Annotated in this window: 19 protein-coding genes; 12 read left to right on the top strand and 7 right to left on the bottom strand. The window is 60.4% G+C overall.

What is annotated here, in order from left to right; translation table 11 throughout:
• Window positions 1-66: 66 nt before the first annotated feature.
• From NCT04_RS17015 to NCT04_RS17035, 5 genes are all read right to left on the bottom strand, one after another.
• Window positions 67-540 (bottom strand): DUF3331 domain-containing protein, encoded by a 474-nt coding sequence (locus tag NCT04_RS17015; protein WP_250466687.1) that lies wholly within the window; start codon window positions 538-540, stop codon window positions 67-69.
• 871 nt (window positions 541-1,411) lie between these two features.
• Window positions 1,412-2,251, bottom strand: coding sequence for an ABC transporter permease (locus NCT04_RS17020; RefSeq protein ID WP_250466689.1), 840 nt, complete (start codon window positions 2,249-2,251; stop codon window positions 1,412-1,414).
• Between the two features lie 4 nt (window positions 2,252-2,255).
• A complete protein-coding gene (locus NCT04_RS17025; RefSeq protein WP_250466690.1) occupies window positions 2,256-3,527 on the bottom strand; it encodes an ABC transporter permease in 1,272 nt (423 codons plus the stop codon).
• 87 nt (window positions 3,528-3,614) lie between these two features.
• Window positions 3,615-4,655 carry an ABC transporter substrate-binding protein gene (locus NCT04_RS17030; RefSeq protein WP_250466692.1) on the bottom strand — a complete coding sequence of 347 codons (1,041 nt, stop codon included), beginning with the start codon at window positions 4,653-4,655 and terminating at the stop codon, window positions 3,615-3,617.
• Between the two features lie 85 nt (window positions 4,656-4,740).
• The gene (locus tag NCT04_RS17035) at window positions 4,741-5,838 is read right to left on the bottom strand and encodes an ABC transporter ATP-binding protein (protein WP_250466694.1); all 1,098 of its coding nucleotides are present in this window, start codon (window positions 5,836-5,838) and stop codon (window positions 4,741-4,743) included.
• 216 nt (window positions 5,839-6,054) lie between these two features.
• Between NCT04_RS17035 and pdxR the strand changes: the two genes are divergently transcribed.
• From pdxR to NCT04_RS17090, 11 genes are all read left to right on the top strand, one after another.
• Complete coding sequence (gene pdxR / locus NCT04_RS17040) at window positions 6,055-7,557, top strand: MocR-like pyridoxine biosynthesis transcription factor PdxR (protein ID WP_250466695.1); 1,503 nt, start codon at window positions 6,055-6,057, stop codon at window positions 7,555-7,557.
• Window positions 7,558-7,973: 416 nt separating this feature from the next.
• The gene (locus NCT04_RS17045) at window positions 7,974-8,519 is read left to right on the top strand and encodes a fimbrial protein (protein WP_244828565.1); all 546 of its coding nucleotides are present in this window, start codon (window positions 7,974-7,976) and stop codon (window positions 8,517-8,519) included.
• Window positions 8,520-8,635: 116 nt separating this feature from the next.
• Window positions 8,636-9,379, top strand: coding sequence for a fimbria/pilus periplasmic chaperone (locus NCT04_RS17050; RefSeq protein WP_244828563.1), 744 nt, complete (start codon window positions 8,636-8,638; stop codon window positions 9,377-9,379).
• A 156-nt stretch (window positions 9,380-9,535) separates the two neighbouring features.
• Window positions 9,536-12,133: a fimbria/pilus outer membrane usher protein gene (locus tag NCT04_RS17055; RefSeq protein WP_250466697.1), complete on the top strand. Its 2,598-nt coding sequence runs from the start codon at window positions 9,536-9,538 to the stop codon at window positions 12,131-12,133.
• Window positions 12,134-12,145: 12 nt separating this feature from the next.
• On the top strand, window positions 12,146-13,252 hold the full coding sequence (locus tag NCT04_RS17060; protein ID WP_250466698.1) for a fimbrial protein: 1,107 nt from the start codon (window positions 12,146-12,148) through the stop codon (window positions 13,250-13,252).
• A gap of 75 nt (window positions 13,253-13,327) precedes the next feature.
• A complete protein-coding gene (locus NCT04_RS17065) occupies window positions 13,328-13,846 on the top strand; it encodes a fimbrial protein (RefSeq protein WP_250466700.1) in 519 nt (172 codons plus the stop codon).
• 135 nt (window positions 13,847-13,981) lie between these two features.
• Complete coding sequence (locus NCT04_RS17070) at window positions 13,982-14,137, top strand: hypothetical protein (protein WP_250466701.1); 156 nt, start codon at window positions 13,982-13,984, stop codon at window positions 14,135-14,137.
• A gap of 664 nt (window positions 14,138-14,801) precedes the next feature.
• Window positions 14,802-15,737 carry a lysophospholipid acyltransferase family protein gene (locus NCT04_RS17075; protein ID WP_250466702.1) on the top strand — a complete coding sequence of 312 codons (936 nt, stop codon included), beginning with the start codon at window positions 14,802-14,804 and terminating at the stop codon, window positions 15,735-15,737.
• A gap of 68 nt (window positions 15,738-15,805) precedes the next feature.
• Window positions 15,806-17,035 (top strand): HlyD family secretion protein, encoded by a 1,230-nt coding sequence (locus tag NCT04_RS17080; protein WP_244828543.1) that lies wholly within the window; start codon window positions 15,806-15,808, stop codon window positions 17,033-17,035.
• Between the two features lie 2 nt (window positions 17,036-17,037).
• The gene (locus NCT04_RS17085) at window positions 17,038-19,158 is read left to right on the top strand and encodes a peptidase domain-containing ABC transporter (RefSeq protein WP_250467443.1); all 2,121 of its coding nucleotides are present in this window, start codon (window positions 17,038-17,040) and stop codon (window positions 19,156-19,158) included.
• A complete protein-coding gene (locus NCT04_RS17090; RefSeq protein WP_250466704.1) occupies window positions 19,151-20,500 on the top strand; it encodes a TolC family outer membrane protein in 1,350 nt (449 codons plus the stop codon). Before NCT04_RS17085 ends, NCT04_RS17090 begins: the two co-directional genes overlap by 8 nt.
• On the opposite strand, the gene NCT04_RS17095 is transcribed toward NCT04_RS17090, so the two are convergent.
• Entirely contained in the window at window positions 20,497-21,069 is a 573-nt protein-coding gene (locus NCT04_RS17095) for a TetR/AcrR family transcriptional regulator (protein ID WP_250466706.1), read from the bottom strand. The genes NCT04_RS17090 and NCT04_RS17095 overlap by 4 nt on opposite strands.
• A 106-nt stretch (window positions 21,070-21,175) precedes the next feature.
• On the opposite strand from NCT04_RS17095, the gene NCT04_RS17100 reads away from it, so the two are divergent.
• The gene (locus NCT04_RS17100; RefSeq protein ID WP_250466708.1) at window positions 21,176-21,643 is read left to right on the top strand and encodes a nuclear transport factor 2 family protein; all 468 of its coding nucleotides are present in this window, start codon (window positions 21,176-21,178) and stop codon (window positions 21,641-21,643) included.
• 13 nt (window positions 21,644-21,656) lie between these two features.
• Here the strand turns inward: NCT04_RS17100 and NCT04_RS17105 are convergent, their stop codons facing one another.
• On the bottom strand, window positions 21,657-22,679 hold the full coding sequence (locus NCT04_RS17105; protein ID WP_250466709.1) for a transporter: 1,023 nt from the start codon (window positions 22,677-22,679) through the stop codon (window positions 21,657-21,659).
• Window positions 22,680-22,877: the final 198 nt, after the last annotated feature.

A 22,877-nucleotide genomic window follows, 5' to 3' on the forward strand; every position in this document is an offset into this window, starting at 1 on the left:
GACGATCCCGACACCCTGGGGTGCCGGAACCCGTCGCCGTCGTCGCTGCGCGACCGAGCGGTCAGCTTAGTCGTGCACGTCGCATTCGACTTCCTCGCTGTTGGCCGGCATCGCTGCGGCGAGAATCATCGCGGAGGCATTCTGCGGTTTCGGATCGCGCTGTGACGGGCGATACACCTGATCGCCGCGATGAATCGGCATCCCCGAGAGCGAGCAGATGCCTTCGGCGCTCGCCGTCGTCGCGCGCCAACCTTGATAACCATAGTGGCAGGTACCTGGGTCCGACCAGTAGACGAGCGCCGTCGCGCTGGACGGCCGCTCGATCACGCGCACGACTGCCTGTGGGAAAGGCAGGCGGTCATCCGACGGGCGCGGATGCGGGTGGGCGCGGTTCCAGTCGCGCGTCAGGCGGTCGAGGAAACTATCTTCGATACGCGCGGTTTTTTGCGAGGGGCTGGTGTGGGCGGCGTCATGCGGCGCCGCCTCGAGCAGGTGAACCGTCTGTGACCACGGGTCTGCAATTTTCGAAAAAGCTGTCATGGCATTGTTCCAGGCTTTGACTCGACCTAGAACGTACGCTATTAAGCATATTCCGATAAATAGTGCATAGGTGAAAACACTGTCCCGTTGCCGCGAATAATCGCGCGCTGGCGAAGCGAAGGCTTGCTGGACATGGGTTTGAGCGCCGGACGCTTGCGATCGCGGACCGCCGGTATTGTACGATCGTTCTCCGAAGTGGCGGCCTTGGCGGCTTAATTGGCCGACATAGCAATGAGGCAAGCGGGTAAGCGGGCGCTTTACGCGTCCTTCGTCCCGGAAGCGACGATGCGCCGGGCACGCTCTTCCACACGTTGCGCTATATGCGAATCTGCCGGAAAGCGACGGCTTTATCTGACGGCCGGCGAAGCGTCAACGCGCAAAAAGTGGCCATCCTGGGTCTGTCGCGTGGCGCAACGAAGCCGGTGTCGGACGCAAGCAGCGCGTGCCGCGTCTTACGTTGCCGTTGTCGCTGTGTATGACCATCGTGTCACATTTTCACGCGCGCTGTGAGTCAGTTGCCGCGCGATGAATGAAGTATCTACAAGCAGCGCCTCGGTGGAAAGGTGACTTCAGCGTTAGCAAACTGCATGTCGTTTGGCGGTCGCGGGCCCAATCGAAGGCGTAGCCAGCAAGCGCCTCACGCCAACGGTGGGCACGCTTGCGGACTGGCGTATTAGCGAAGACATTGCGGATAAAGCGTCGACATTGAAAGGAGCACGCCGAACTCTCGCTTATCGCCGACCGAAACCTGAAAATACGACTTCGGCGACATCGCATTGCAGTGCTTTTCGCAGCCGAGGCCCTACTCGAAGCCTCAGCCGGCAACGCTTTGTCTCGATCTGGCGAGCTAGCTTGGACCGCTTGCAGATCATTACTCCGCAACCGCGCGCGCCGCCGCACGGCCCCGCAACCACTCCAGCGCCAGCAATAAACTCGTCGAAAACACGATCAGAATCGTGGCCAACGCGGCGATCGTCGGGCTGATGTTCTCGCGGATGCCCGTGAACATCTGACGCGGTAGCGTCGTCTGATCGGCGCCCGCGAGAAACAGCGTGACGACCACTTCATCGAACGATGTCGCGAACGCGAACAACGCACCCGAAATCACGCCCGGCGCAATGACCGGCAGCGTCACGCGAAAAAACGTCCGCAGCGGACTTGCGCCAAGCGACTGACTCGCCCGCACGAGATTCATGTTGAAGTTTTGCAAGGTCGCCGCAACCGTGGTCACGACGAACGGCACGCCCAACGCCGCATGCGCCAGAATTAACCCAAAATATGTGTTGGCGATGCCGAGCGGCGCAAAGAACAAATACATGCCGACGCCGACGACGATCACCGGCACGATCATCGGCGAAATGAGCACGGCCATGAGCACGCTCTTGCCGACGAAATTCGCCTTCGTCAATCCAACCGCCGCGAGCGTGCCGAGAATCGTCGCGACGAGCGTAGCCGAGGGCGCGACGATAAAGCTGTTCTTCGCCGCCATGCGCCACTCGTCCGACATGACGAGATTGTGATACCAGCGCATCGAATAGCCCGGAATGGGATAGACGAGAAACGTGCTCGACGAAAACGAAAGCGGCACGATGGCAAGTACCGGCAGAATCAAATAGAGCAACGTCAGCACGCAAATGAGGCGCAATGCAAAATACCAGACGCGCTCGATAGCGGACGTATGCGGCGCGAACATCGGTTTGGCGAGTTTCATTGTCTTACCCCAGGCTTACGTTCGAGCGCGTGAATCGACCGTAGACGACATAAAGCACGAGCGTCGCGGCAAGCAGCAGCGCACCGAGCGCGCAAGCCATGCCCCAGTTGATCGTTACGTTCGTGAAATACGCGATGTAGTAGCTGACCATCTGGTCGTTCGGCCCGCCGAGAAGCGCCGGCGTGATGTAGTAACCAATCGCCAAGATAAACACCAGCAGCACGCCGGCCCCGATGCCCGGATAAGTCTGCGGCACATACACGCGCCAGAACGCCGCGAACGGATGACTGCCAAGCGAAACAGCCGCGCGCTGATAAGTCGGCGGCACGGACTTCATCACGCTATAGAGCGGCAAAATCATGAAGGGCAGAAGAATGTGCGTCATCGAGATATAAACGCCCACGCGATTGAACAGCAGCGCGAGCGGCGAACCAATCAGCCCGCTCGCGAGCAGCGCCTTATTGACGAGCCCTTCGCTTTGCAACAGCACGATCCACGCGGCGACACGCACCAGCACGGAGGTCCAGAACGGAATCAGCACGAGCACCATCACGAGATTGGCACGGCGCGCGGGCAGCATGGAAATCCAGTACGCGAGCGGATAACCGAGCAGCAGCGCGAAAAACGTCACCGCGACGCCGATCACGAACGTGCGTCCAAAGACGTTCAAATAGATGGATTGATCCGGACCTGCATGCTCGATGTCACCGAAACCGTCCTGCCGGTGATCGAGCGAAGCGAGCAGATAAAACGGCGAATATCGACCGGCGTTTTTCGCGATTGCCTGCCAATACGCGGGATCGTTCCAGCGCTCGTCGAGTTCGACGATCTTCGCGCGAATCTGCGGCGCGGCGAGCGGCTTGCCGTCGTCCGCGGCGAGCGGCATCGCGCGGGCAGTTTTTGCAACCAGCGAGCGATAGCCCGGAATCTCGGTGTTGAGTCGGCGAGCGAGCGCGCCCAACGATTCGCCGTCCTGTATCGCGGTGAGATCTTGCGCGAGCGCGGCATAAGCGGCATCGGGCGGCGCGGTTTTGCGATCCCAGCTTGCGAGCGCCGCGCCCGTGTGCGGCAGCGCGTTCGCAACTTCGGGGTTCTGCACGGCGCGTGTGAGCAGCGCACCGATTGGCACCACGAAGATCAGGAACAGAAAAATGGCGAGCGGCGCAATCAGCGCGAGCGCCATTGCGCGCTTTTTCGCATCGACGAGCTTCAGTTCGCGCTTGAGTCGCGCGCTCGATTCGCGCGTGTCGTCCGCGGCGATCGTCATGGTGTTCACGCTTTCTGTCTCCTATCCATGCAAAGGCTTGGCGTTGGCTGCGGTTCGCATTGCACGAAACGCAGCCGTGCTTTCACCAAAAAACGCTTACTTCGACGACCACGCCGTGAAGCGCTGTTCGAGCTCGTCGCCGTGATCGGTCCAGAACGCCATGTCCTGCAGCACGGCATTCTTCGCGTTGGCGGGCGAATTCGGCATGTCGGCCTGGATCTTCGGATCGAGCGCCGCGATGGCCGCCTTGTTCACCGGACCATAGGCGATGTTCTTCGCGTACGTTTCCTGCGGCTGCTGCGACACCGAATATGCGATGTACTGCGTCGCGACATCCTTGTTCGGCGACCCCTTCGGAATGGCCCAGTAATCGAGGTCATAAATGCTGCCGTTCCAGACGACCTTCAGATTCTTGCCTTCCTTGCGCGCGGCATCGATACGTCCGTTATAGGCCGTCGACATCACGACATCGCCCGCGACGAGGAATTGCGGCGGCTGCGCGCCCGCTTCCCACCACTGGATATTCGGCTTCAGTTCTTCGAGCTTCTTGAACGCACGATCGGCGCCGGCTTTCGTGCCGAGCACCTTGTAGACATCCTTCGGCGGGACGCCGTCGGCCATCAGCGCGAATTCGAGGTTGTAGCGCGCGCCCTTGCGCATGCCGCGTTTGCCGGGGAATTTCTTCGTGTCCCAGAAGTCTGCCCAGCCGGCCGGCGCGCCCTTGAGCTTGTCGGCGTTATAGGCGAGCGCCGTCGACCAGACGAAGAAGCCGGCTCCGCAAGTTTGCGGCGATTCGGTGACGAGTTCCGACTTCTTAGCGATCTTCGACCAGTCCAGCTTTTCGTACAGACCTTCGTCGCAGCCGCGTCCCAGATCGCCCGATTCGACTTCGACGACATCCCAGTTGACGTGCTTCGCTTCGACCATCGCTTTGACCTTGGCCTGCTCGCCGTTGTATTCGACGGCCGTGACCTTGTTACTCGATGATTTTTCGTAAGGCTGATTGAATGCGGCCTTTTGCGCATCGCCGTTCGCGCCGCCGAAATTGACGACGGTCAGTTCCGCCGCGAATGCGGATGCGCCCGACATGCACACGAGCGCCGCCGACGCCATGGAGCACAGTGCGAACTTCTTCATGGTGGTTTCCTCTCTTCCTTTTTGGCTTGGTGTTAGCAGTGGACTTGCGAGTAGGCAAAGCAAAAGCGATGAAGCGCGCGCCGCTTTAGGCAAATACGCGCAAATGCTCGGGAGCGAATTCAAGCGCGACGGGCGCGCCGGGCGTGAAGGTATCGAGCAACGCATTGCCGAGTGGCACTTTCACGAAGCATTCGTCCTGTTCGCGTACGCCGCAGCGCATGCGTACGTGATCGCCGAAATAGATGAGGCTCTTGGCCTCGCCAGCGAGCGCGTTATGTGTCGCATGGTTCTGTTCGCGGATGGCCGCGAGCTTCATGCGCTCGGGCCGGATGCAGGCAATAGCCGACGCACCCGCCTTCGCCTTCGCGACATTCAGCCCGGAAAGCCGCGTGCCGTCGGCCAGGCGGATATCGCAGAACTCGCCTTGTGTTTGCTCGATGGTGCCGCGCAAGCGGTTGCTATCGCCGATGAAGTTGGCGACGAACTCGTTGCACGGCGCTTCGTAGAGATGGTCCACGGTATCGAGTTGCTGCACGATGCCTTTGTCGAATACCGCGACGCGGTCCGACATGGTGAGCGCTTCGCCCTGATCGTGCGTGACATATACGAAGGTCACGCCAAGCTTCTCGTGCAACGACTTCAGTTCGTACTGCATGTGCTCGCGCAGTTGCTTGTCGAGCGCGCCGAGCGGCTCGTCCATCAGCACGAGCTTGGGCTCGAATACGAGCGCGCGCGCGAGCGCGATGCGCTGCTGCTGACCGCCCGACAATTGCGCCGGGTAACGTTTCGCGAAGCTCTCCATGCGCACCATCCTGAGTGCGTTGTCGACGCGATGCGCGCGTTCCTCGGCGGACATCTTGCGAACCGTGAGCGGATATTCCACGTTCTGCTGCACGGAAAGATGTGGAAACAAGGCGTAGTTCTGAAACACCATGCCGATCTCGCGCTTATGCGGCGGCACCTTGTTGAGCAACTTGCCGTCTAGCCAGATCTCGCCGCCAGTCGGGAATTCGAAGCCCGCGAGCATCATCAGGCAAGTGGTCTTGCCCGAACCGGACGGCCCGAGCAGCGTGAGGAATTCGCCTTGATAGATATCGAGGTCGAGCGATTTGACGACTAGGGTTTCCCCGTCATAAGTCTTTCTAACGCCGCGAAAACTGACGATCACCTGATCGGATTTCATCTTCCGTGTCTCCTTCGGAAATCGATGCGTTGTAGCTGGGAGCGGCCTGTATCAAGCCTCTACGGCGCCTGACCGGCGCCTTTGCGGCGCTCGGAAATTTTTCCACTGCCTGCGATAACTATAGCCCGTGACGGTTCTACAATGTGGAGCCATTTCAATATTCAACTTGGAACCACTTTGCCTTCTGGCGAGGTTCCTGAGGGCTCGGGGAAATTCATGGATACCATCATCCTCGCGGACTGGCTGAGTACGCGACTCGTCGAACGCTCGCAGGCGGAGCCGATGTACCGGCAGATGCTGGAACTCATGCAGCAGGCCATCCTGACCGGTCAACTTGCGCCCGGCACCAAGCTGCCGAGTTCGCGCATGCTGGCAAGCGATCTCGGCATCGCGCGCAATACCGTGCTGCACGTGTACGACCAGTTGACGGCCGAAGGCTATGTCACGTCGACGACCGGCAGCGGCACCTATGTGGCCGATACGGCGCCGCGCGAACGCGCCGCTGCGAAGCCGGGCGCCAAGTCGAGCGCCGACGCCGCTCAGAAGCCCTGCGCGATTTCGCAACGCGGCGCGCGCTTGATCTCGCAGGCGGGGGTATCGCCGAAACAGTGGGGCGCGTTCATGCCCGGCGTGCCCGATGTACGCGAGTTTCCCGCGCAAACTTGGAGCCGCTTGCAAGCGCGGCTCTGGAAGCGCGCGAATCCCGATTTGCTGACCTATGCGCCCGGCGGCGGCTACCGGCCGCTGCGGCGCGCGTTGTCGGACTATTTGCGTGTCGCGCGCTCGGTCAAGTGCTCGCCCGATCAGATCATCATCACGACGGGCATCCATCAGTCGATCGATCTGACCGTGCGTCTGCTCACCGATTTCGGCGACCGCGCGTGGGTCGAAGAACCGTGTTACTGGGGCGTGCGAAGCGTCCTGCAGTCGTCCGGGCTGTTGCTCGTGCCCGTGCCCGTAGATGACGAAGGCTTGAATCCGAACGCGCGTGACATGGCCACGCCGCCGCGTATCGCGCTGGTTACGCCTTCGCATCAGTATCCGCTCGGCATGGTGATGAGCCTCGCGCGGCGTCGCGCTTTGCTGGAGTTCGCGCGGCAACATGGCACGTGGATCATCGAGGACGATTACGACAGCGAGTTTCGCTATGGCAGCCGGCCGCTTTCGTCGCTGCAGGGACTCGACGACGCCGGACAGGTGATCTATGTCGGCAGTCTCGGCAAGATGCTGTTCCCCGGTTTGCGCATGGGCTATATGGTGGTGCCGGAAAATCTCGTCGATACGTTTCGCACGGGCGTCGCGGAGCTGTATCGCGAAGGGCAACTGATGCAGCAGGCCGTGCTCACCGAATTCATTCTCGACGGGCATCTCACCTCGCACGTGCGGCGCATGCGCGGGCTATACGGCGAACGAAGGGAATTGCTCATCAACGCCATTCGCGCGCGGTTCGGCAATACGCTCGCGGTGCACGGCGATCAAGCCGGACTGCACTTCGTCCTGGGCATGCCGGAACACGTCGACGACCGCGAAATCACGCGTCACGCAATGACGGCGGGCGTGGTGACACGGCCGCTAGCCAATTACTACATGAACGCGGATGCCGCGCGTCCCGGTCTCATGCTCGGCTACGCGTGCGTGCCGAACGATGAGATCGCGCCCGCGTTTGCGAAGCTCGCCGAATCGATCGAGATGGCGCTCTCGCCGGCGATGCAGGTGTGATGACGGCTCGTTGGCACCATTGCGCCGCGTGACCGCGGCGGGGCGGTCAAGATAACTGCTGAAGCGCAATCGAAGCAGGCGAGCGCCTTGCATGCCGTCGGATGTTCGCTGACCAAAGTCACGTCGAACAGAGCTGCTGCTTGCGTCAGGCAGCATTTATCGCATCACTAACTATTCCCTGACAAATTAGGAAAAATCGAGTGCCGTTTCTCGACGGTCTCGATTATCGTTGCGCTTCGCATTTCAACCAGACGAGATAAACGTAGCGCGTAAGCGGATGTCTATCTGTAGCAAACCTGGAAGCCGAGATGCGGCATTTGGGCGTCAAGTTCGAGGAGTGTGCGACCGCCTTTCGCGGCCGAACATTCAGCTTGATCTGACGACTCATCCCTGTCAATTTTTATAAGCATATCCAAATGAAAAAATCCTTGATCTCGGCGATGGTCGCCGCAGCACTGGGCCTCGTAGCAAGCGCCGCGTTCGCGTCGGACGGCACCATCACGTTCAATGGCGCGCTGACGGCCACGACCTGCACGATCAACGGCAACGGCACCAGCAGCAAGGACTTCACGGTCACGCTGCCGACCGTTTCCACGTCGACCCTGACGGCATCGGGCCAGACGGCCGGCACGACTTCGTACAACATCGCGTTGACGGGTTGCGCGCCGGTTACGGCAACGAGCGAAGCGGGCGTGTTCTATGAAGCCGGTGCAACGGTCGATGCGAACGATGGTCGCCTGATCGTGGCCACGGGCGGCGCGGGCAACGTCAAGCTGCAACTCCTGAACTCCGATGGTTCGATGATCAAGGCAGGCTACTCGCGTGAGCTGCAGAACGTGAAGTCGGCCGACATCTCCAGCGGCGCGGCATCGCTCAGCTATCAAGTTCAGTATTACGCGACGGGCGCGACGACCGCTGGCGCAGCCAACTCGTCCGTGATCTACAGCATCGACTACATGTGATCTTGCGGTAGTGGAACGGGGTCTTCGGCGCGATCATCGGTTGAAGACCCGTACATATGCGGGCGCGAGCCCGCTTTATCTTTACACTCGCGCTCCGTTTCGGGCATTACGTCAACATGAAAGTGGCAAAGAGACTCATAACGACCGCGGCATTTATCGTCGCGATGCAAGGGTTCATTCCTTCCGCGAATGCGTCGGTGGTGATTGCCGGCACGCGCGTCGTCTTCAATCAAAGCGATTCCGAAGTCACGGTGAAGCTGACCAACAACGGCAAGCTTCCCGGCCTGACCAAGGTGTGGATGGACAAGGGCGATCCGAACATCAAGCCGGACGCCATCGACGTGCCGTTCACCATCACGCCGCCGATCATGCGTATCGATCCGAGTAAATCGCAGACCTTGCGGATCATGTCGACGGGCGAGCCTTTGCCTGCGGACAAGGAAAGCATCTTCTATTTGAACGTGCTCGAAGTGCCGCCGAAACCCACGGGCGACGAAGCGAGCGCGAACCAGCTGCAGCTTGCATTTCGCACGCGCATCAAGTTTTTCTATCGCCCGAGTGGCCTCAAAGGCCAGGCAACGGACGCGCCAGGACAGATCGTGTGGCATCTCAAACACGATGGCGGCAAGAACTCGATCGAGGCGAGTAACCCCACGCAGTATCACGTGTCGTTCGACCGCGTGCAGGTTAGCAACGGCGCGAGTGCATCGGAGTTCACTGACGGCGGCATGGTAGGCCCGGGCGAAAGCAGGGCTTTCCCACTCAAGGGCGAGGTGCCCGCGAACAGCACGAAGATTCGCTATACCGCAATCAACGACTACGGCGGCCCGCAGGACGGCGATGCCAGTCTGGCGCCCTGAGTCATTCGCAGGCTTCTCGTCGGGCCTGCCCAGCAGGCCGATTCCCCGCGATAGCGCAGCGTTGCGCTGAACATCGCCATCACTCGTTAAGGATGAACTCGGAGCATGCCGCATAGCGTGCCGAGTCACGCTGTTGCCGTAATTTCGGAACACTAAATGAATATGCAATACCGAAGCGCTCATGTGTCCGGCATGCGCCTGAGACCCATCAGCCTGTTCACGCTTCAGGCATTGGCCGCAATGGGCTTGAGCGCTCACGCATGGGCCGATTCTACCCAGCAGATCGCGGCCGTCGAATTCAACGAACAATTCCTCGAAAACGGCAGCGGCGAAAAGCTGGACATATCGCGCTTCAACAAGGGACAAGAGATTCTGCCTGGAACGTATCGCGCGGATACCTACGTGAACGCCGTCTGGAAAGGCAAGTTCGATATCGATATCCGCGAGGCGGGCGCAGGCGCGGGTGTTGTCGCCATGCAGCCTTGCGTGAATGCGGACCTGCTCGATCGCATGGGTGTCGATCTGCGCAAGCTGTCGCCGGAGGCATCGGCGAAGCTCGATAACGCGGGCGATGCCTGCCTTACGTTGCCCGATCTCATTGCTGGAGCAACCGCGTCGTTCGACAACGGCGAGCAGCGTCTCGACGTCTCCGTTCCGCAAATCGCGATGAATTCGCGCGCACGCGGCTACGTCGATCCGAAGTACTGGGACGACGGCATCAACGCGGGCACGCTGCAGTACAACGCGAACGTTTATCACAGCTCGTCCGGCGGATACAACAACGACTCGCAGTATCTCGGGCTGATCGGCGGCATCAATGCGGGACCGTGGCGCTTTCGCTATCAGGGCAACCTGACGCACAACACCATCGGCGGTCAGCACTATCAGAGCGTGCAGACTTACGTGCAGCGTTCGTTCAGGGACATCAAGAGCCAGCTTACCGCCGGCGATACCTTCACGGACGGCGCGCTGTTCGACAGCTACGGAGTGCGCGGCGTCACGCTCGGCACCGACGACCGCATGTATCCCGAGTCGCAGCGCGGCTATGCGCCCGTGGTGCACGGCATTGCAAACAGCAACGCGCGGGTGCAGGTCAGGCAGAACGGCAACATCATCTACGAGACGACCGTCGCGCCCGGCGCATTCGAGATCAACGATCTTTATCCGACGGGTTACGGCGGCAATCTCGATGTCATCGTCACGGAAGCCGACGGCTCGCAGCACATTTCCACCGTGCCTTATGCGGCGGCGGTGAACGCGTTGCGACCCGGCGTCACCCGCTATAGCGCGACCATCGGTCAGTACCGCGATCCGAGCATCGATATTCATCCGTTCGTCTCGCAGGCAACGGTGCAGCACGGCGTCAACAATCTCGTGACGCTCTACGGCGGCATGATCGGCGGAGATATGTATTTCTCCGGCATGGTCGGCGCCGCGCTGAATACGAGCGTCGGCGCATTCGGCCTCGACGTGAGCCACGCCACCGCGAGCTTCAAGGGCTACGGCACGCACAATGGCGCGAGTGTGCGCTTGAGCTTCAGCCGTCTGTTCGAGCCGACGAATACGAATATCGCGGTCGCGGCCTATCGCTATTCGACCAATGGCTTTTACACGCTGCAGGATGCCGTCGCGCTGCGCCAGTTGTACGAAGACCATCAACCAGGTTTTCTCGATGCTCGCCAGAAGTCGCGCGTTCAGTTCGTTCTGAATCAGAGTCTGGGCGAGGGCGGCAAGTACGGCTCGGTGTATGCCGTGGGATCGATTCAAAACTACTGGAACCGGTCCGATCACGACACGCAATTTCAGATCGGCTACAGCAATAGCTGGCGACGCCTGACGTATGGCGTATCGGCGGTGCGTCAGTATCAAGTGAACACGAATCGCTGGGATAACCGCATCATGCTCAACCTCATGGTGCCGCTCGGCTTCGGCGCGCACGCACCGCAATCGTCCACGACCTTCCAGCACGATACGAGCGATAGAAGCTCCACGTTGCAGGAATCGGTGACAGGAACGCTCGGCGCGGACAACGCGTTCAGCTACGGCGTCAACGCCAACTACAGCGACGGCGGAAATGGCTCGGGCAGTTCGACGAGCGCTGGCGGCAACGTCGGCTACATGTCGCCATTCGCGTTGATGACCGCAAACGCCAGTACCGGACGCCACTATTCGCAGGTCGGCGCGGGCATTTCCGGCGGAGTGGTCGCGTGGCGCGACGGCGTGGCGTTCACCCCGAATATGGGCGATACGGTCGCCGTGGTCGAAGCCAAGGACGCGGCAGGCGCGCGCCTCGCGAATGGTGCGGGCTTGCGCGTCGACCGTTGGGGGCATGCGGTCATCTCGGGCATGCAGCCTTATTCGAACAACGAGGTCGAAATCGACCCCAAGGGTCTGCCGCTCAACATCGCGCTGAAGTCGACGGTGCAGCGCACGGCGCCGACCGCCGGTGCGGTGGTCGCCCTGAAGTTCGAAACCGAAAACCTGGGCAAGCCAGCGGTCATGCGCGTGACGCAGGCCGATGGCACGCCGCTGCCGTTCGGTGCCGAGGTATTCGACGGCGACGCCCACACCGTCGGTACCGTGGCGCAAGGCAGCCGCATCATCGCTACCGGGTTGAAGGCGGACGCGGGCGCGTTGAACGTGAAATGGGGCGACGGAGCCAGCCAGCGTTGCGTGGTGCGCTATCAGTTGCCGCAGTCCGTCGATGCAACCAAACCCAATTCGATCTCCATCGGCGATGGCGTGTGTCAGTGAGGAGAAGACGCGATGATTAATCAAGAAAACCATATGGGTATGATCGACAAGGTCGCCTCGGCGCTGGTGCGCGCTCTGCTGTGCTGGCTCGTCGCGTGGGCGCTGTTACCGGCGAATGCATATGCGGATTCCGCTACTTGCCGGTCCAACTACAGTGCATTCACGCTTTCGATGCCCGCCGCCGTGGCCGTTGCGCGCGATCTGCCAAATGGGTCGATCTTGACCGCATGGTCACTGTCGCCATTGAAGAGCGACTATTACACGTGCACCGTGGTTGGCTCCGTGTACACGGGGACCGACTTCGAGACCGCGGGAGTGACGACGGACAGTCGAACCACATATACCGTGACCTACAACGGCGTTGCGTTCGCTGTGTACCCGACCACTGTGCCGGGTATAGGCATCGCGATGGGCGGTTACGTCGTCCCCGATGGCAGACAGACGAACCTTCGCTCGTTCGAAAAGATGGGTTCGCAGTGGAACTACCCCGGCACGATCTACAACGGCGGGCAATTGATCGTGGCTTTGGTGAAGATCGGAGACGTGACACCCGGCACACTCGCGGGAACGATCGCCCAGGCCTTCTCCTGGCAGACCTTGACACCACCGCCCGCTGGCAACGTGCTGTCCGCCGGGGTGATCGACTTCAACATCACGCCGGTCGTGATTACCGTTCTGACCTGCGAGACACCGGACGTGACCGTGCCAATGGGAACGCAGGGACCAGCCGACCTGCCATCCGTCGGAGCCGCGCCTAGCAAGGTCATCGGCTTCAATCTGAGCTTCAACAATTGCCCGGCCGGTGCGGCGGTGCCGAATACGTCGGCTGGATTGATCCACAGCGTGCAGTACCGGATCGATCCGACTAACGGAACCATTGCCGGCTTCACCGACGTGGCCGCGCTGAATGGCAGTCCGAGTGCGGGCGGCGTGGGCATCCAGCTGTATGACAGCACGGGCTCGGTATTCGGCTTTGGCGTCAACCGCACGTTGAGCGGATTCGACGGCACGCGCAATAGCAGTTACACGCTCCCCATGACGGCCCGTTACTACCGCACCGGCGCGCTGAGTGCGGGACCCGCCAACGCCACGATGACCTTGACCGTGCTTTATCTGTGACAACGCGCGGCGAATTTGCACCGAGATATCGCCGCGCATTGTCTGACCGCTCATCAACACAAAGGAGAAACTCGAATGAAGCTTTTGAAAACCGGCGTGGCCGCGCTTGCACTCGTTGCCGCGCATTCGTCATTTGCCGCCGATGCCACGCTCAATTTCACCGGAACGATCATCTTGCCGACATGCACGGTGGATACGGATTCCGTTAATCAGACAATCACGCTTCAACAGGCTAAAACGACCGACTTTGCAGCCGTTGGCGCAACCAACTCCGCGCAGGCGTTCAACGTCAAGCTGGTCAGTTGCGCGGCCGGCACGAATATAGGGATGACCGTCAATGGAACCATCGATACGGTGGCAAGCGTCCTGAAAAACACGGGTACTGCTGCGCAAGTGGGCGTGCAATTGCTCAAGGCCACGAATGTGGGTGACAGTACGGGTTCGCCTCTCGCGTTGGATAGCGCGCTCACGCTGGGCGCAGCGGACGCTTCGGGTTCGATGACCGTTCCGATGGTCGCCCAATACTATAGGCTCGGCACGATGACCGGCGGCACGGTGACGGCATCGGCTACGGTGAACTTCACTTATAACTAAGGTTTCAATCGCATCGTTAAACATAGCTGGCAAAACTACTTATTTGATTCCACGGAGTCGGTATGTAGTCTCTGATTGCCTGTTAAAACTGGCTCAAGCAAATCTTCCTACTTAGCAACAAACAGGACCATATTTATGCATAAGATCGATCGAGATGCGCTGGGCGAATGCTATATCGCCGGTGGTGAAGCCAAGACGTCGAGCAATTCCAGTTCAAATACTAACGTTTCCATTTCCATTACGTCTGGGAACTTCAACGACAAGGCAAGAATCTCCGTGGCGGTCAGCTGACGGTTTCATTCTGTCCGAAGAAGCGATTGAACGACGGGGCCAGTGGCCCCGTTGTCGTTTGCCTTTAAAAAACAGTCCACGATGACAATGAAAGCTCAATTGAAGCAACCGATAAGGGCTTCTCGGCAATCACAAACTTTATTTGATTGCCTGTGGGCATGTATATACCCCTATGACCAGTTTTATTTTTCGGAATTATCGAAGTTTAAATTCGTTTCGGGATGCCGTATCATTCGCCTTCCTTTGATATTCAGCAAGATTCGGATATCAAAGGCAATGTAATTCGCAAGAACCTCATACTTGAATTCTTGCGCGTATCGTCAATCTAAAAATAGTTTCAAGGCAATCATGCAAAAAATCGAACGTAACGCACTCCAATACGCTGACATCGCAGGCGGCTGCAACAAGGGTTCGTCGGCTAAGTCGCAAACCGTGATCAACATCTACATCACGGGCTAAATCGAATATCCTCTTAGCACTTCCCGGGCGGCGGTAAGTGGTGGCCAACAGGGTAGTGCTGGCGATTGATTGCTTGGCTTTTGACCTCTCCTGGTTTGCTCTCCGCGAGAGGTCATCGCAAGGGTAAAGAACGGATAATCCGCGCTGTATCCAATCTCGCCTAAGAGTGCGAGATCCGCTTTCTCAATATCTAACAGAAAATACCATGGCATCGTTGCGCCCAATGCTGAGAAAGTGGCTCGCGGTGTGTCGACATCGCGTGAAGCGCGCGGTGATCGGACGTATTCCGATGACCAAAGCGGAACAGCTCGCGAATATCATGCTGCGCGTCAACGGTTTATTCAATGCCGTCTGCCGCGCGCACGGCAACATTCGCGCAGAGATCGCGCGCGATATCCTGCATTTGCCAGCCGTGCAAATAAAGCGTTCACGCGCGGCAGCGCAACTGGAAAAGTTGATCGACCAGCGCATTTATTTCGGCCGCGATATTCGCAAGCACGAAGCCCTGCCCGAGTTAGACGCAATCGCGGAGAAGTTGGCGGCGCGAATCAGGCAACTCAAACGCGATGTGCCGAATCAGCCCGTGTTTGTCTCGCCCTTTCACTATGTCTCGCAATACGCGAATATTTATATCGTCGAGCGGCTTGTCGCCTTGCTCGACCTGAAGTCGCTTTCGGTGGTTTCGGGCGTGCCAAGGAATCAATATGGCGACGATCACAAGCTCATTCCCGGCATTAAAGTGCTTTACACCTATGGTGATGCGAATCGCAATGGTCTTGGCGTGCGCGTGGCGCGTTCGCTGAAACGCGATGGCGTCGTCGTTCTGTTCTCCGACGTGCCGCCATTCACCATGCATCGTTATCCCATGGAGACCGCCGAGGTCAGAATGTTCGGACGCAGCGCGCGTATTCATAACGGCGTGTTCCGCATGGGCGAGAGTTTCAATGCGCTGTTGCTGCCGTTTTATTTGCGCTTCGAGCGCGGACATTTCGAGGCGCATATCTTCGACCACATTCCGCTCGCCGCGCCCGACGCGCCCCAGCGGCTCGCAAATTACATCGAAAGCGCGCTGACCGATAACTATCAGCAGTGGACTCCGGGCGGTCATCCCGCCATGTATTCGTTCGCTCCCAATCGCTAATCAGCGCAACCGAATCTGCGCGTCACGCACCCGGTGCAGACCACGCAGCGAAGCCAGCCTTCATTCTCATGCAGCCGACCGATCTTCCCGAATTCAAAGACGTCCCGTGGCGATGGATAGCCTACGCGACGTCCATTTTTACTGTCGCCGCCGTCGCTTTCGCGTTCTTCCATCAGGTCGAACTGAAGCAGGATGTCAGTGGCGAAGTCATGTCTCCGTCCGAGGTCAAGATTCAAGGCTTGAGTGGACTGGTGTCGGGCATCTACGCGCGCACGGACGAAAAGGTGCAGCCCGGCACGCCGCTCTTTCGGCTGCAGCGGGATTTCTCGCTGACGACAGACGGACGTCGCCGACAAGTATTCGACGAGCAAATGCGCGATGACCAGATTCGCTCCATCGACGCGCAGTACAACGAGCGCCGCATCCAGTTGAATGCGCAGCGCGAATCGGCGCGCCTGACAGCAGTGAGCCGCCGCGCCGAGCTTGGGGCGCTCAACGCGCAGATCGCGCAGAACAATCAACTGGTCGGCGAGTTCCAGCAGCGGCTGGCGCGTCTGGATTCGGTGGCGGATTACGTTGCCGCCGACAAGGTCGAACAGGCTCGCGCGGATGTTCATCAGGGCAAGGCGACGGCCGCGCAAAGCGTCGCGCGTCAGCAGCAACTGGCGGGCGAAGTCAGCGCGTCGAGCAGCACGCAAGCCGATCTCGAAGCGCAATTGCGCGGCCTCGACGCGCAACATGAGCGCGACGTGCAAGACGTGCGCACGCGCTTCGAACGCGAACGTCAGGACGCGACCGTGTCCGCGCCGAAGGGCGGCACGGTCACGTTTTCGGGCCTCGTCGCGGGCCGCATGTTGACGACGGCCGACGTGGCGATGGTCATCGCGACAGACGAGAGCGGGCCCTTGCGCGCCGCGTTGAGCATTCCTTCTCGGCGTCGCGGTTTCGTGCGCGAAGGTCAGATCGTGCGGCTCAAGTTCGATGCATTTCCGTACGCCAAATTTGGCACGTACGAGGCGCGCATCGACTCCATCTCCGGCACCACCGTGCTGCCGGCGAGCCCGCCCAGTCCACCCGGCACACCAGGCGCGCCCGATCCGACCGAACAGACGGATAGCTCGAAAGAAGGCGAAGGCGATTACCTCGCATGGGCCACGCTGCGCGGCAACACCTTCGACTTCGAGGGACAGCATTTCAAGATTTTGCCGGGGATGCGGGCGACGGCGAGCATCGTCGTCGAGCGAAGGACGATTGCCGAATGGGTGCTGGCGCCCTTGTTCCGAATGCTGAGAGGTTGATGGTGCGGGTAATTTATCAGAATGAAGTGGCCGAATGCGGCTATGCGTGTCTGGCCATGGTGCTGTCGCATCTCGGCCGGGCGACCGAAGTACGCGAGTTGTCGAGCTACAAGCCCATTTCGGCGAACGGGCTGAGCTTGATGGACCTGTACGATGTCGCCACCGATTTCGGCCTTGCGGTGCAGGCATACCGCTTCGATCCCAACGATCTCTCGCAGGTCAAGAAGGGCTCGCTCATGCATTTCGGCGGCTCGCACTTCGTGGTGTTCGAAAAGGCGAGTCACGGCTACGTGCGCGTGCTCGATCCGGCAAGCGGCCGCCGGCGTATCTCGATGGACACGTTCCGCTCCGCCGTCTCCGGCTTTCTGCTGGAGTTCGCGCCTACGCCGCAAATGCCGCGCATCCGCGCGAAATCGCGCGTGCCCGCAGCGTTGAAGCGCGTGCGCGCACTTAATCCGGACCTCACGGCGCTCATCGCCAAGGTGCTGTTCGTCGCGCTCGGCAGTCAGTTCGCCATTCTCGCCGCGCCGTACTTCGGCAATCTGGTGCTCGACTACGTGGTCGCCGCGGACAATCGCAACTTGCTGAACGTGCTGATCATGACGTTCGCAAGCATCTTCGTGCTTGGCGCGCTGAGCGAATTCGTGCAGAAGTATCTGACTGAACTGCTCTATAACGTCACGCAGATCAACATGACCGAGGGGCTGATCGGCCATTTGCTGCGCAATCCCATGTCATGGTTCGAGAAGCGTCACGTCGGCGACGTCTTCGCGCGCGTGAAGGCGCAGGACGAGATCAGCGTGTTCGCCACGCGCTCCGCCATTTCCTTGCATATCGATCTGGCAGTCGGCGCACTCGCGCTCGTGCTCATGTTCATTCAGAGCCGCCAGCTTGCCGTGGTCGCGCTCGTCGTTTTCGCCGTGTATGTGGCGGTTGCGCTCAGCATGTTCGCGGCCATGCGCGACAATCACGCGCTCGTGCTCGAAACCTCGGCCCGTTGCGACGACTCGCTGATCGAGACCATCCGCGCGGCTTCGCTGCTCAAGCTCGCGCAAGGCGAGACCCGCCGCACGGCCATCTATATGACCGTCTACAAGGCTTACGCAGCGGCGCTTCTCAAGAGCAGCCGGCTGACCTGCACGCGCGACGGCATGCTCAAGCTCGTCAATTATGCCGATACCATCATCATCACGTATCTGGCGGCGCGTCTTATGCTGGGCGGCAAGGTGTCGGTCGGCGTGTTCTATTCGTTTCTGATCTACAAGTCGCTTATGTCGGAGCGCTTTGCGAGCGCCATCAACGCGATGTTCCAGTACTTCATGCTGAGCGTGCCGACCGCGCGCGTGGACGATATCGCCGAGAACGAGAACGAACGCTATACGCCGCTCGCGGATGCGCAGCGTGCCACCGAAGTGCGTCATTTCGAGCGTATCGACGTGCGCGATGTGACGTTCAGCTATGGCATTTCGGACCAACCGGTTCTGAAGAACGCGAGCTTCGAAGTGCGCAGGGGTGACAAGATCGTCATCACGGGGCCGTCGGGTAGCGGCAAGTCCACGCTCTTCAAGTTACTGTCGGCGGCCGAGCCGTTGCAGGAAGGGCATATCGCGCTCAACGACATCGCCTGGCCGAATCTCGCCGTCGATGAAATCCGCCGGCATCAGGCGCATATGCGTCAGGGCGACATCATCCTGCACGGATCGATCGCGGACAACATCACGCTCTTCACGGGCCAGGCGAACGAGGAGCGCATCCACAAGCTGCTCGACGACGTCGGCTTGTTACCCGACATCATGCGTTTGCCAATGCGAACGCGCACTGTCATTAGCGACACCATCGCGAATATATCAGCGGGGCAGCGGCAGCGTCTGTTGCTGGCGCGCGCGCTCTATCAAAATCGCGAGCTATTGCTGCTCGACGAACCGACCTCGAATCTCGATCCTGCATCGGTGAAGCATATCGCCGGGTTGTTGCGCAATCTCGATCGCACCGTCGTCGTGATTACGCACGATATGTCGCTGGCTTCGGCTTTCGATACGCGCTATCGCTTCGAGGATGGTGGACTCGTGCGCGAAGGCCAAGCGCCTGTGGTTGCGACGCCGGAAGAAGAAGCTCATGCATAAATCGTTGAAGCGCAGCTTGCTGCTCGGTATGTTGATACACGCGTCGTTCGCCCATGCCGACGATCTCATGGCGGTCGTTCAACAATCGCTCGGTCACGACGCCGAATTCGCGCAGGCGCGCGCAAGCTACGAGGCCGCGAAGCAAGCGGTGCCGATCGCGCGCGCCGCATTGCTGCCGCAAGTCGGAGGCGGCTGGGGACGCGCGTATAACCGCATCGTCATGGACGGCTTTCCGCGTCAGGACTATTGGCAGAACGGCTGGATGGTGACCGTCTCGCAACCGCTCTTCGACTGGAGCAAGTGGACCGCGTATCGTCAGGCGGATTTCACGGTGGCGCAAGGCGCGGTGGACTTCGCGGGGGCGCAACAGGCGTCGATCCTTCGCGCGGTGCAGGCTTATTTCGATGAGCTCGCCGCGGAAGACGAGCAGAAGCGCACGGCGGACTATCTCGCGGCCATCGACTTGCAGCTCGATCAGGTGCGTCGCAAGCGGGCGGCGGGTGAGGCCACGCTCATCGACCAGCGAGAAGCCGACACCGCGCGCGAACAAGCCCAATTGCAGCAGGCGGATGCGCAGGAAGATGTATCGACGAAACGCCGCGCGGTCGAGCAAGTCACCGGCCAGCCGTTCTCGGCGTTACTTGCGTTGCCCCCAGGCATGACCTTGCCCGCCCTTTCCGACGGCGAAGAGTCGTGGACCGAGCAGGCGAAGGCGTCCAACTATTCGGTACAGTCGAAGCAACTCGGCTGGGAGATCGCGAAGTTCGATACCGCGAAGGCGCGCGCCGCGCATTATCCCGTCGCAAGCATTACGGGCACTTATCAGCCTGCGGGCGCTGCATCCGGCTACTCACGGCCTACGACTACCACCACGGCCATGTTTCAGGTGCAGATACCGCTGTTCTCGGGCGGCGAGGTTCAGGCGCGCGTGAAGCAGACGCTCGCGCTCGCGGACAAGGAGGAGCAGGCGTATCTGCTGGCATCCAGGCAAGCAGAAGCGTCCGCGCGCGACAACTTTGCTCGCTATACGCGTCAACGGATTCGGGTGGATTCGCTCACGCATCTCGTGCAATCCTCGCGAGACACGCTGGATGCCACGCAGATCGGCTACAAGGTTGGCAGCCGTTCGGGCACGGATGTGCTTCGATCCATCGACGCGCTTTACACCGCGCGCCGCGATCTGCTGCGCTCTCGCTACGATGCCATCGTCGCGTTCCTGAAACTGAAGGCCGATGTCGCGACCTTGAGCACGAACGATATCGAGGCCATGAACGCGAAGTTGTGTTGCAGCGCGCAGACGGCGCTCACGGCATCGGCGAAAGCGAGCGGCGGGTCGTTCTAGTCCGCGCTCGCTCCGCGTTTCACCGCTCGCACCACGCGTGCGAGCGCCTTCAATGCATCGGCGGGGGAGTCGGCGAATTGCGCGGCGACTATGGCGCCATCCACGGCGAGCGCCAGCGCTTGTGCATCGGCCTTGGCTGTGCGCGATGCCGGCATGAGTGCGCGAATTGCCGCTGTCATATCCTGCTTGTGCCGCCGCGCGATATCCACGGCCGGCGGCAACGTGCCGCCCACTTCCACCACCGAATTGATGAACGCGCAGCCGCGATACGTGTCGCCGCCGAACCACTCGGCAAGCGCGGGCACGAGCGCTGAGAGCGAGCCGCCGTGACGCGCGAGCGCGTCGCGAAACCACGTCATCCAGTTCTCGTGACGGAACGCCAGGAACGCGACGATCAGATCGTCCTTGCTCGGAAAATAACGGTAGAACGTTTTCTTCGCGACGCCCGATTCCGCAATCACCCGGTCGATGCCGGTCGCGCGAATGCCGTCGCGATAGAAGAGATCGTGAGCCGTTTGCAGGATGCGCGCGTCGGGCGTGAGTTCCGTGACTTCGGTATGCGTATTCATGCAATCGATTGTAGACAGGTTCGTCTACCTGCGCTAGAGTAGGCCGCAGGTAGACAGACCTGTCTCCCCATATCGACTACATGTCAGAGGCAAAGGAGAGTTCGCCATGGAAAGCAAACCGCCGTTCCCGCCGTTCACCGCCGAAACCGCCGTGCAGAAAGTCCGTGCCGCCGAAGATGGCTGGAACACGCGCGACCCGAAGAAAGTCGCACTGGCTTATAGCCAGGACACCCGCTGGCGCAATCGCGCGGAATTCGTCGACGGCCGGGCCGCCGTGGAAGCGTTCCTGCAGCGCAAGTGGGATCGCGAACTGGACTATCGACTCATCAAGGAACTGTGGGCGTATACGGGGAATCGCATTGCCGTGCGTTTCGCTTATGAATGGCACGACGATTCGGGCCACTGGCATCGCAGTTATGGCAACGAGAACTGGGAATTCAACGAGGCGGGTCTCATGACGCACCGCCATGCGTCGATCAACGACTTGCCGATTCGGGAAGCGGATCGCAAATATCATTGGCCGCTCGGACGCAGGCCGGGCGACCATCCCGGCCTGAGCGATCTCGGCTTTTAACACGCGCGTACGCTCACATGTTGCGACGGCGGCGAAACGCCCACCATCCCGCGAGCACGGTAAAGCTCGCGACGATCAACACGAGCAGCCAGAAGCCGTGATGATTTTCCGCGAGCGGAATGCCGCCCACATTCATGCCGAAGAAACCCGCGACGATATTGATCGGCAACGCGAGCACGGTCACGAGCGTCAGCGTGAACAGCGTGCGATTGCTCTGCTCGTCCATGCGCGTCGCGATCTCTTCCTGCAAGAGCTTGATGCGCTCGACGAGTCCCGCGAGATCGTTGAGCACGAGCGAAAATTCCTCGGTGGCGTCGCGCAATTCCTGAATGTCCTGCGCGTGCAGCCAGCGCGGCGGACGCGCAAGCAGCCGGAATACCGAGCCCGGTTCCGGCGCGAGCAGGCGTTGCAGCCTGACGAGCACGCGTCGCAACGCGCCGAGATCCGAACGGCTCGTGGGCGAATGCAGCGACAGAAAGCGGTCTTCTATGCCGTCCACTTCCACGCTCGTGCGCCGCACGATCTGCACGAGCAATTCCGCCTGATCGCGCAGCAGATGCGCGAGTAATTCCGCGGGCGAACGAAACAGCTCGCCACGTCGCACCGATTCGCGCAGGGAGTCAACGGAACGCAGCGGCTTCATGCGCGCGGTGACGAGAATCTTGTGATGCGTATACGCCCACAAGGTGGCGATCTCGGACGGCGTCAGTTCGAAGTTGAAGATCACATCGTTGATGACGGCGAACAACGCGCCTTCCTTATGCTCGATGCGCGTCGAGTGCGAGCCTTCGCTGAGCGTCTCGAAGAATGTGTCGGGAAGGCCGAGCCGCGTGCGCATCCAGCGTTCGCACGCGCTATTGGCCAGATCGAAGTGCAGCCAGATGAATTCCTTCGACGTATCGTCGCGGGCGAGCCAAGCGCTCGCGGTGTCGGCGTCGATGGCAACGCCCGGCTGGTCGAGATGAAACCGGAAGCCGCAGACGAGGCCGGAGAAGTCGGAGCCGTAGGACGGTCTATGCAGGGTAGCGGGATTCATGCGGGCGGTCGGTGGCAGTGGCTAAACGGCGTCATCGATATCGACTGGCGTGACAGGGCGGCAGGCGTTAGTGTGCCATTGCTCGCGCGTCTGTCGAATGGGGCGCGCGAGCCTGGTTCTTCATACCCGTGCAAATATGGCTGTCACAAAGCGGGCGTATCATGGCGCAACGCAAGAAGGGCGCGGCGCGCCCTCGCA

The sequence above is a fragment of the Caballeronia sp. GAFFF2 genome (assembly GCF_023631485.1).
GTDB lineage: Bacteria > Pseudomonadota > Gammaproteobacteria > Burkholderiales > Burkholderiaceae > Caballeronia.

Bases quoted from the DNA above. Each gene is read 5' to 3' on its own strand.
- NCT04_RS17015 (WP_250466687.1), bottom strand. From the start codon at position 540: ATGACAGCTTTTTCGAAAATTGCAGACCCGTGGTCACAGACGGTTCAC.
- NCT04_RS17095 (WP_250466706.1), bottom strand. From the start codon at position 21,069: ATGAATACGCATACCGAAGTCACGGAACTCACGCCCGACGCGCGCATC.
- NCT04_RS17030 (WP_250466692.1), bottom strand. From the start codon at position 4,655: ATGAAGAAGTTCGCACTGTGCTCCATGGCGTCGGCGGCGCTCGTGTGC.
- NCT04_RS17090 (WP_250466704.1), top strand. From the start codon at position 19,151: ATGCATAAATCGTTGAAGCGCAGCTTGCTGCTCGGTATGTTGATACAC.
- NCT04_RS17100 (WP_250466708.1), top strand. From the start codon at position 21,176: ATGGAAAGCAAACCGCCGTTCCCGCCGTTCACCGCCGAAACCGCCGTG.
- NCT04_RS17080 (WP_244828543.1), top strand. From the start codon at position 15,806: ATGCAGCCGACCGATCTTCCCGAATTCAAAGACGTCCCGTGGCGATGG.
- NCT04_RS17075 (WP_250466702.1), top strand. From the start codon at position 14,802: ATGGCATCGTTGCGCCCAATGCTGAGAAAGTGGCTCGCGGTGTGTCGA.
- NCT04_RS17045 (WP_244828565.1), top strand. From the start codon at position 7,974: ATGAAAAAATCCTTGATCTCGGCGATGGTCGCCGCAGCACTGGGCCTC.
- NCT04_RS17105 (WP_250466709.1), bottom strand. From the start codon at position 22,679: ATGAATCCCGCTACCCTGCATAGACCGTCCTACGGCTCCGACTTCTCC.
- NCT04_RS17055 (WP_250466697.1), top strand. From the start codon at position 9,536: ATGAATATGCAATACCGAAGCGCTCATGTGTCCGGCATGCGCCTGAGA.
- pdxR (WP_250466695.1), top strand. From the start codon at position 6,055: ATGGATACCATCATCCTCGCGGACTGGCTGAGTACGCGACTCGTCGAA.
- NCT04_RS17035 (WP_250466694.1), bottom strand. From the start codon at position 5,838: ATGAAATCCGATCAGGTGATCGTCAGTTTTCGCGGCGTTAGAAAGACT.
- NCT04_RS17060 (WP_250466698.1), top strand. From the start codon at position 12,146: ATGATTAATCAAGAAAACCATATGGGTATGATCGACAAGGTCGCCTCG.
- NCT04_RS17070 (WP_250466701.1), top strand. From the start codon at position 13,982: ATGCATAAGATCGATCGAGATGCGCTGGGCGAATGCTATATCGCCGGT.
- NCT04_RS17020 (WP_250466689.1), bottom strand. From the start codon at position 2,251: ATGAAACTCGCCAAACCGATGTTCGCGCCGCATACGTCCGCTATCGAG.
- NCT04_RS17065 (WP_250466700.1), top strand. From the start codon at position 13,328: ATGAAGCTTTTGAAAACCGGCGTGGCCGCGCTTGCACTCGTTGCCGCG.
- NCT04_RS17050 (WP_244828563.1), top strand. From the start codon at position 8,636: ATGAAAGTGGCAAAGAGACTCATAACGACCGCGGCATTTATCGTCGCG.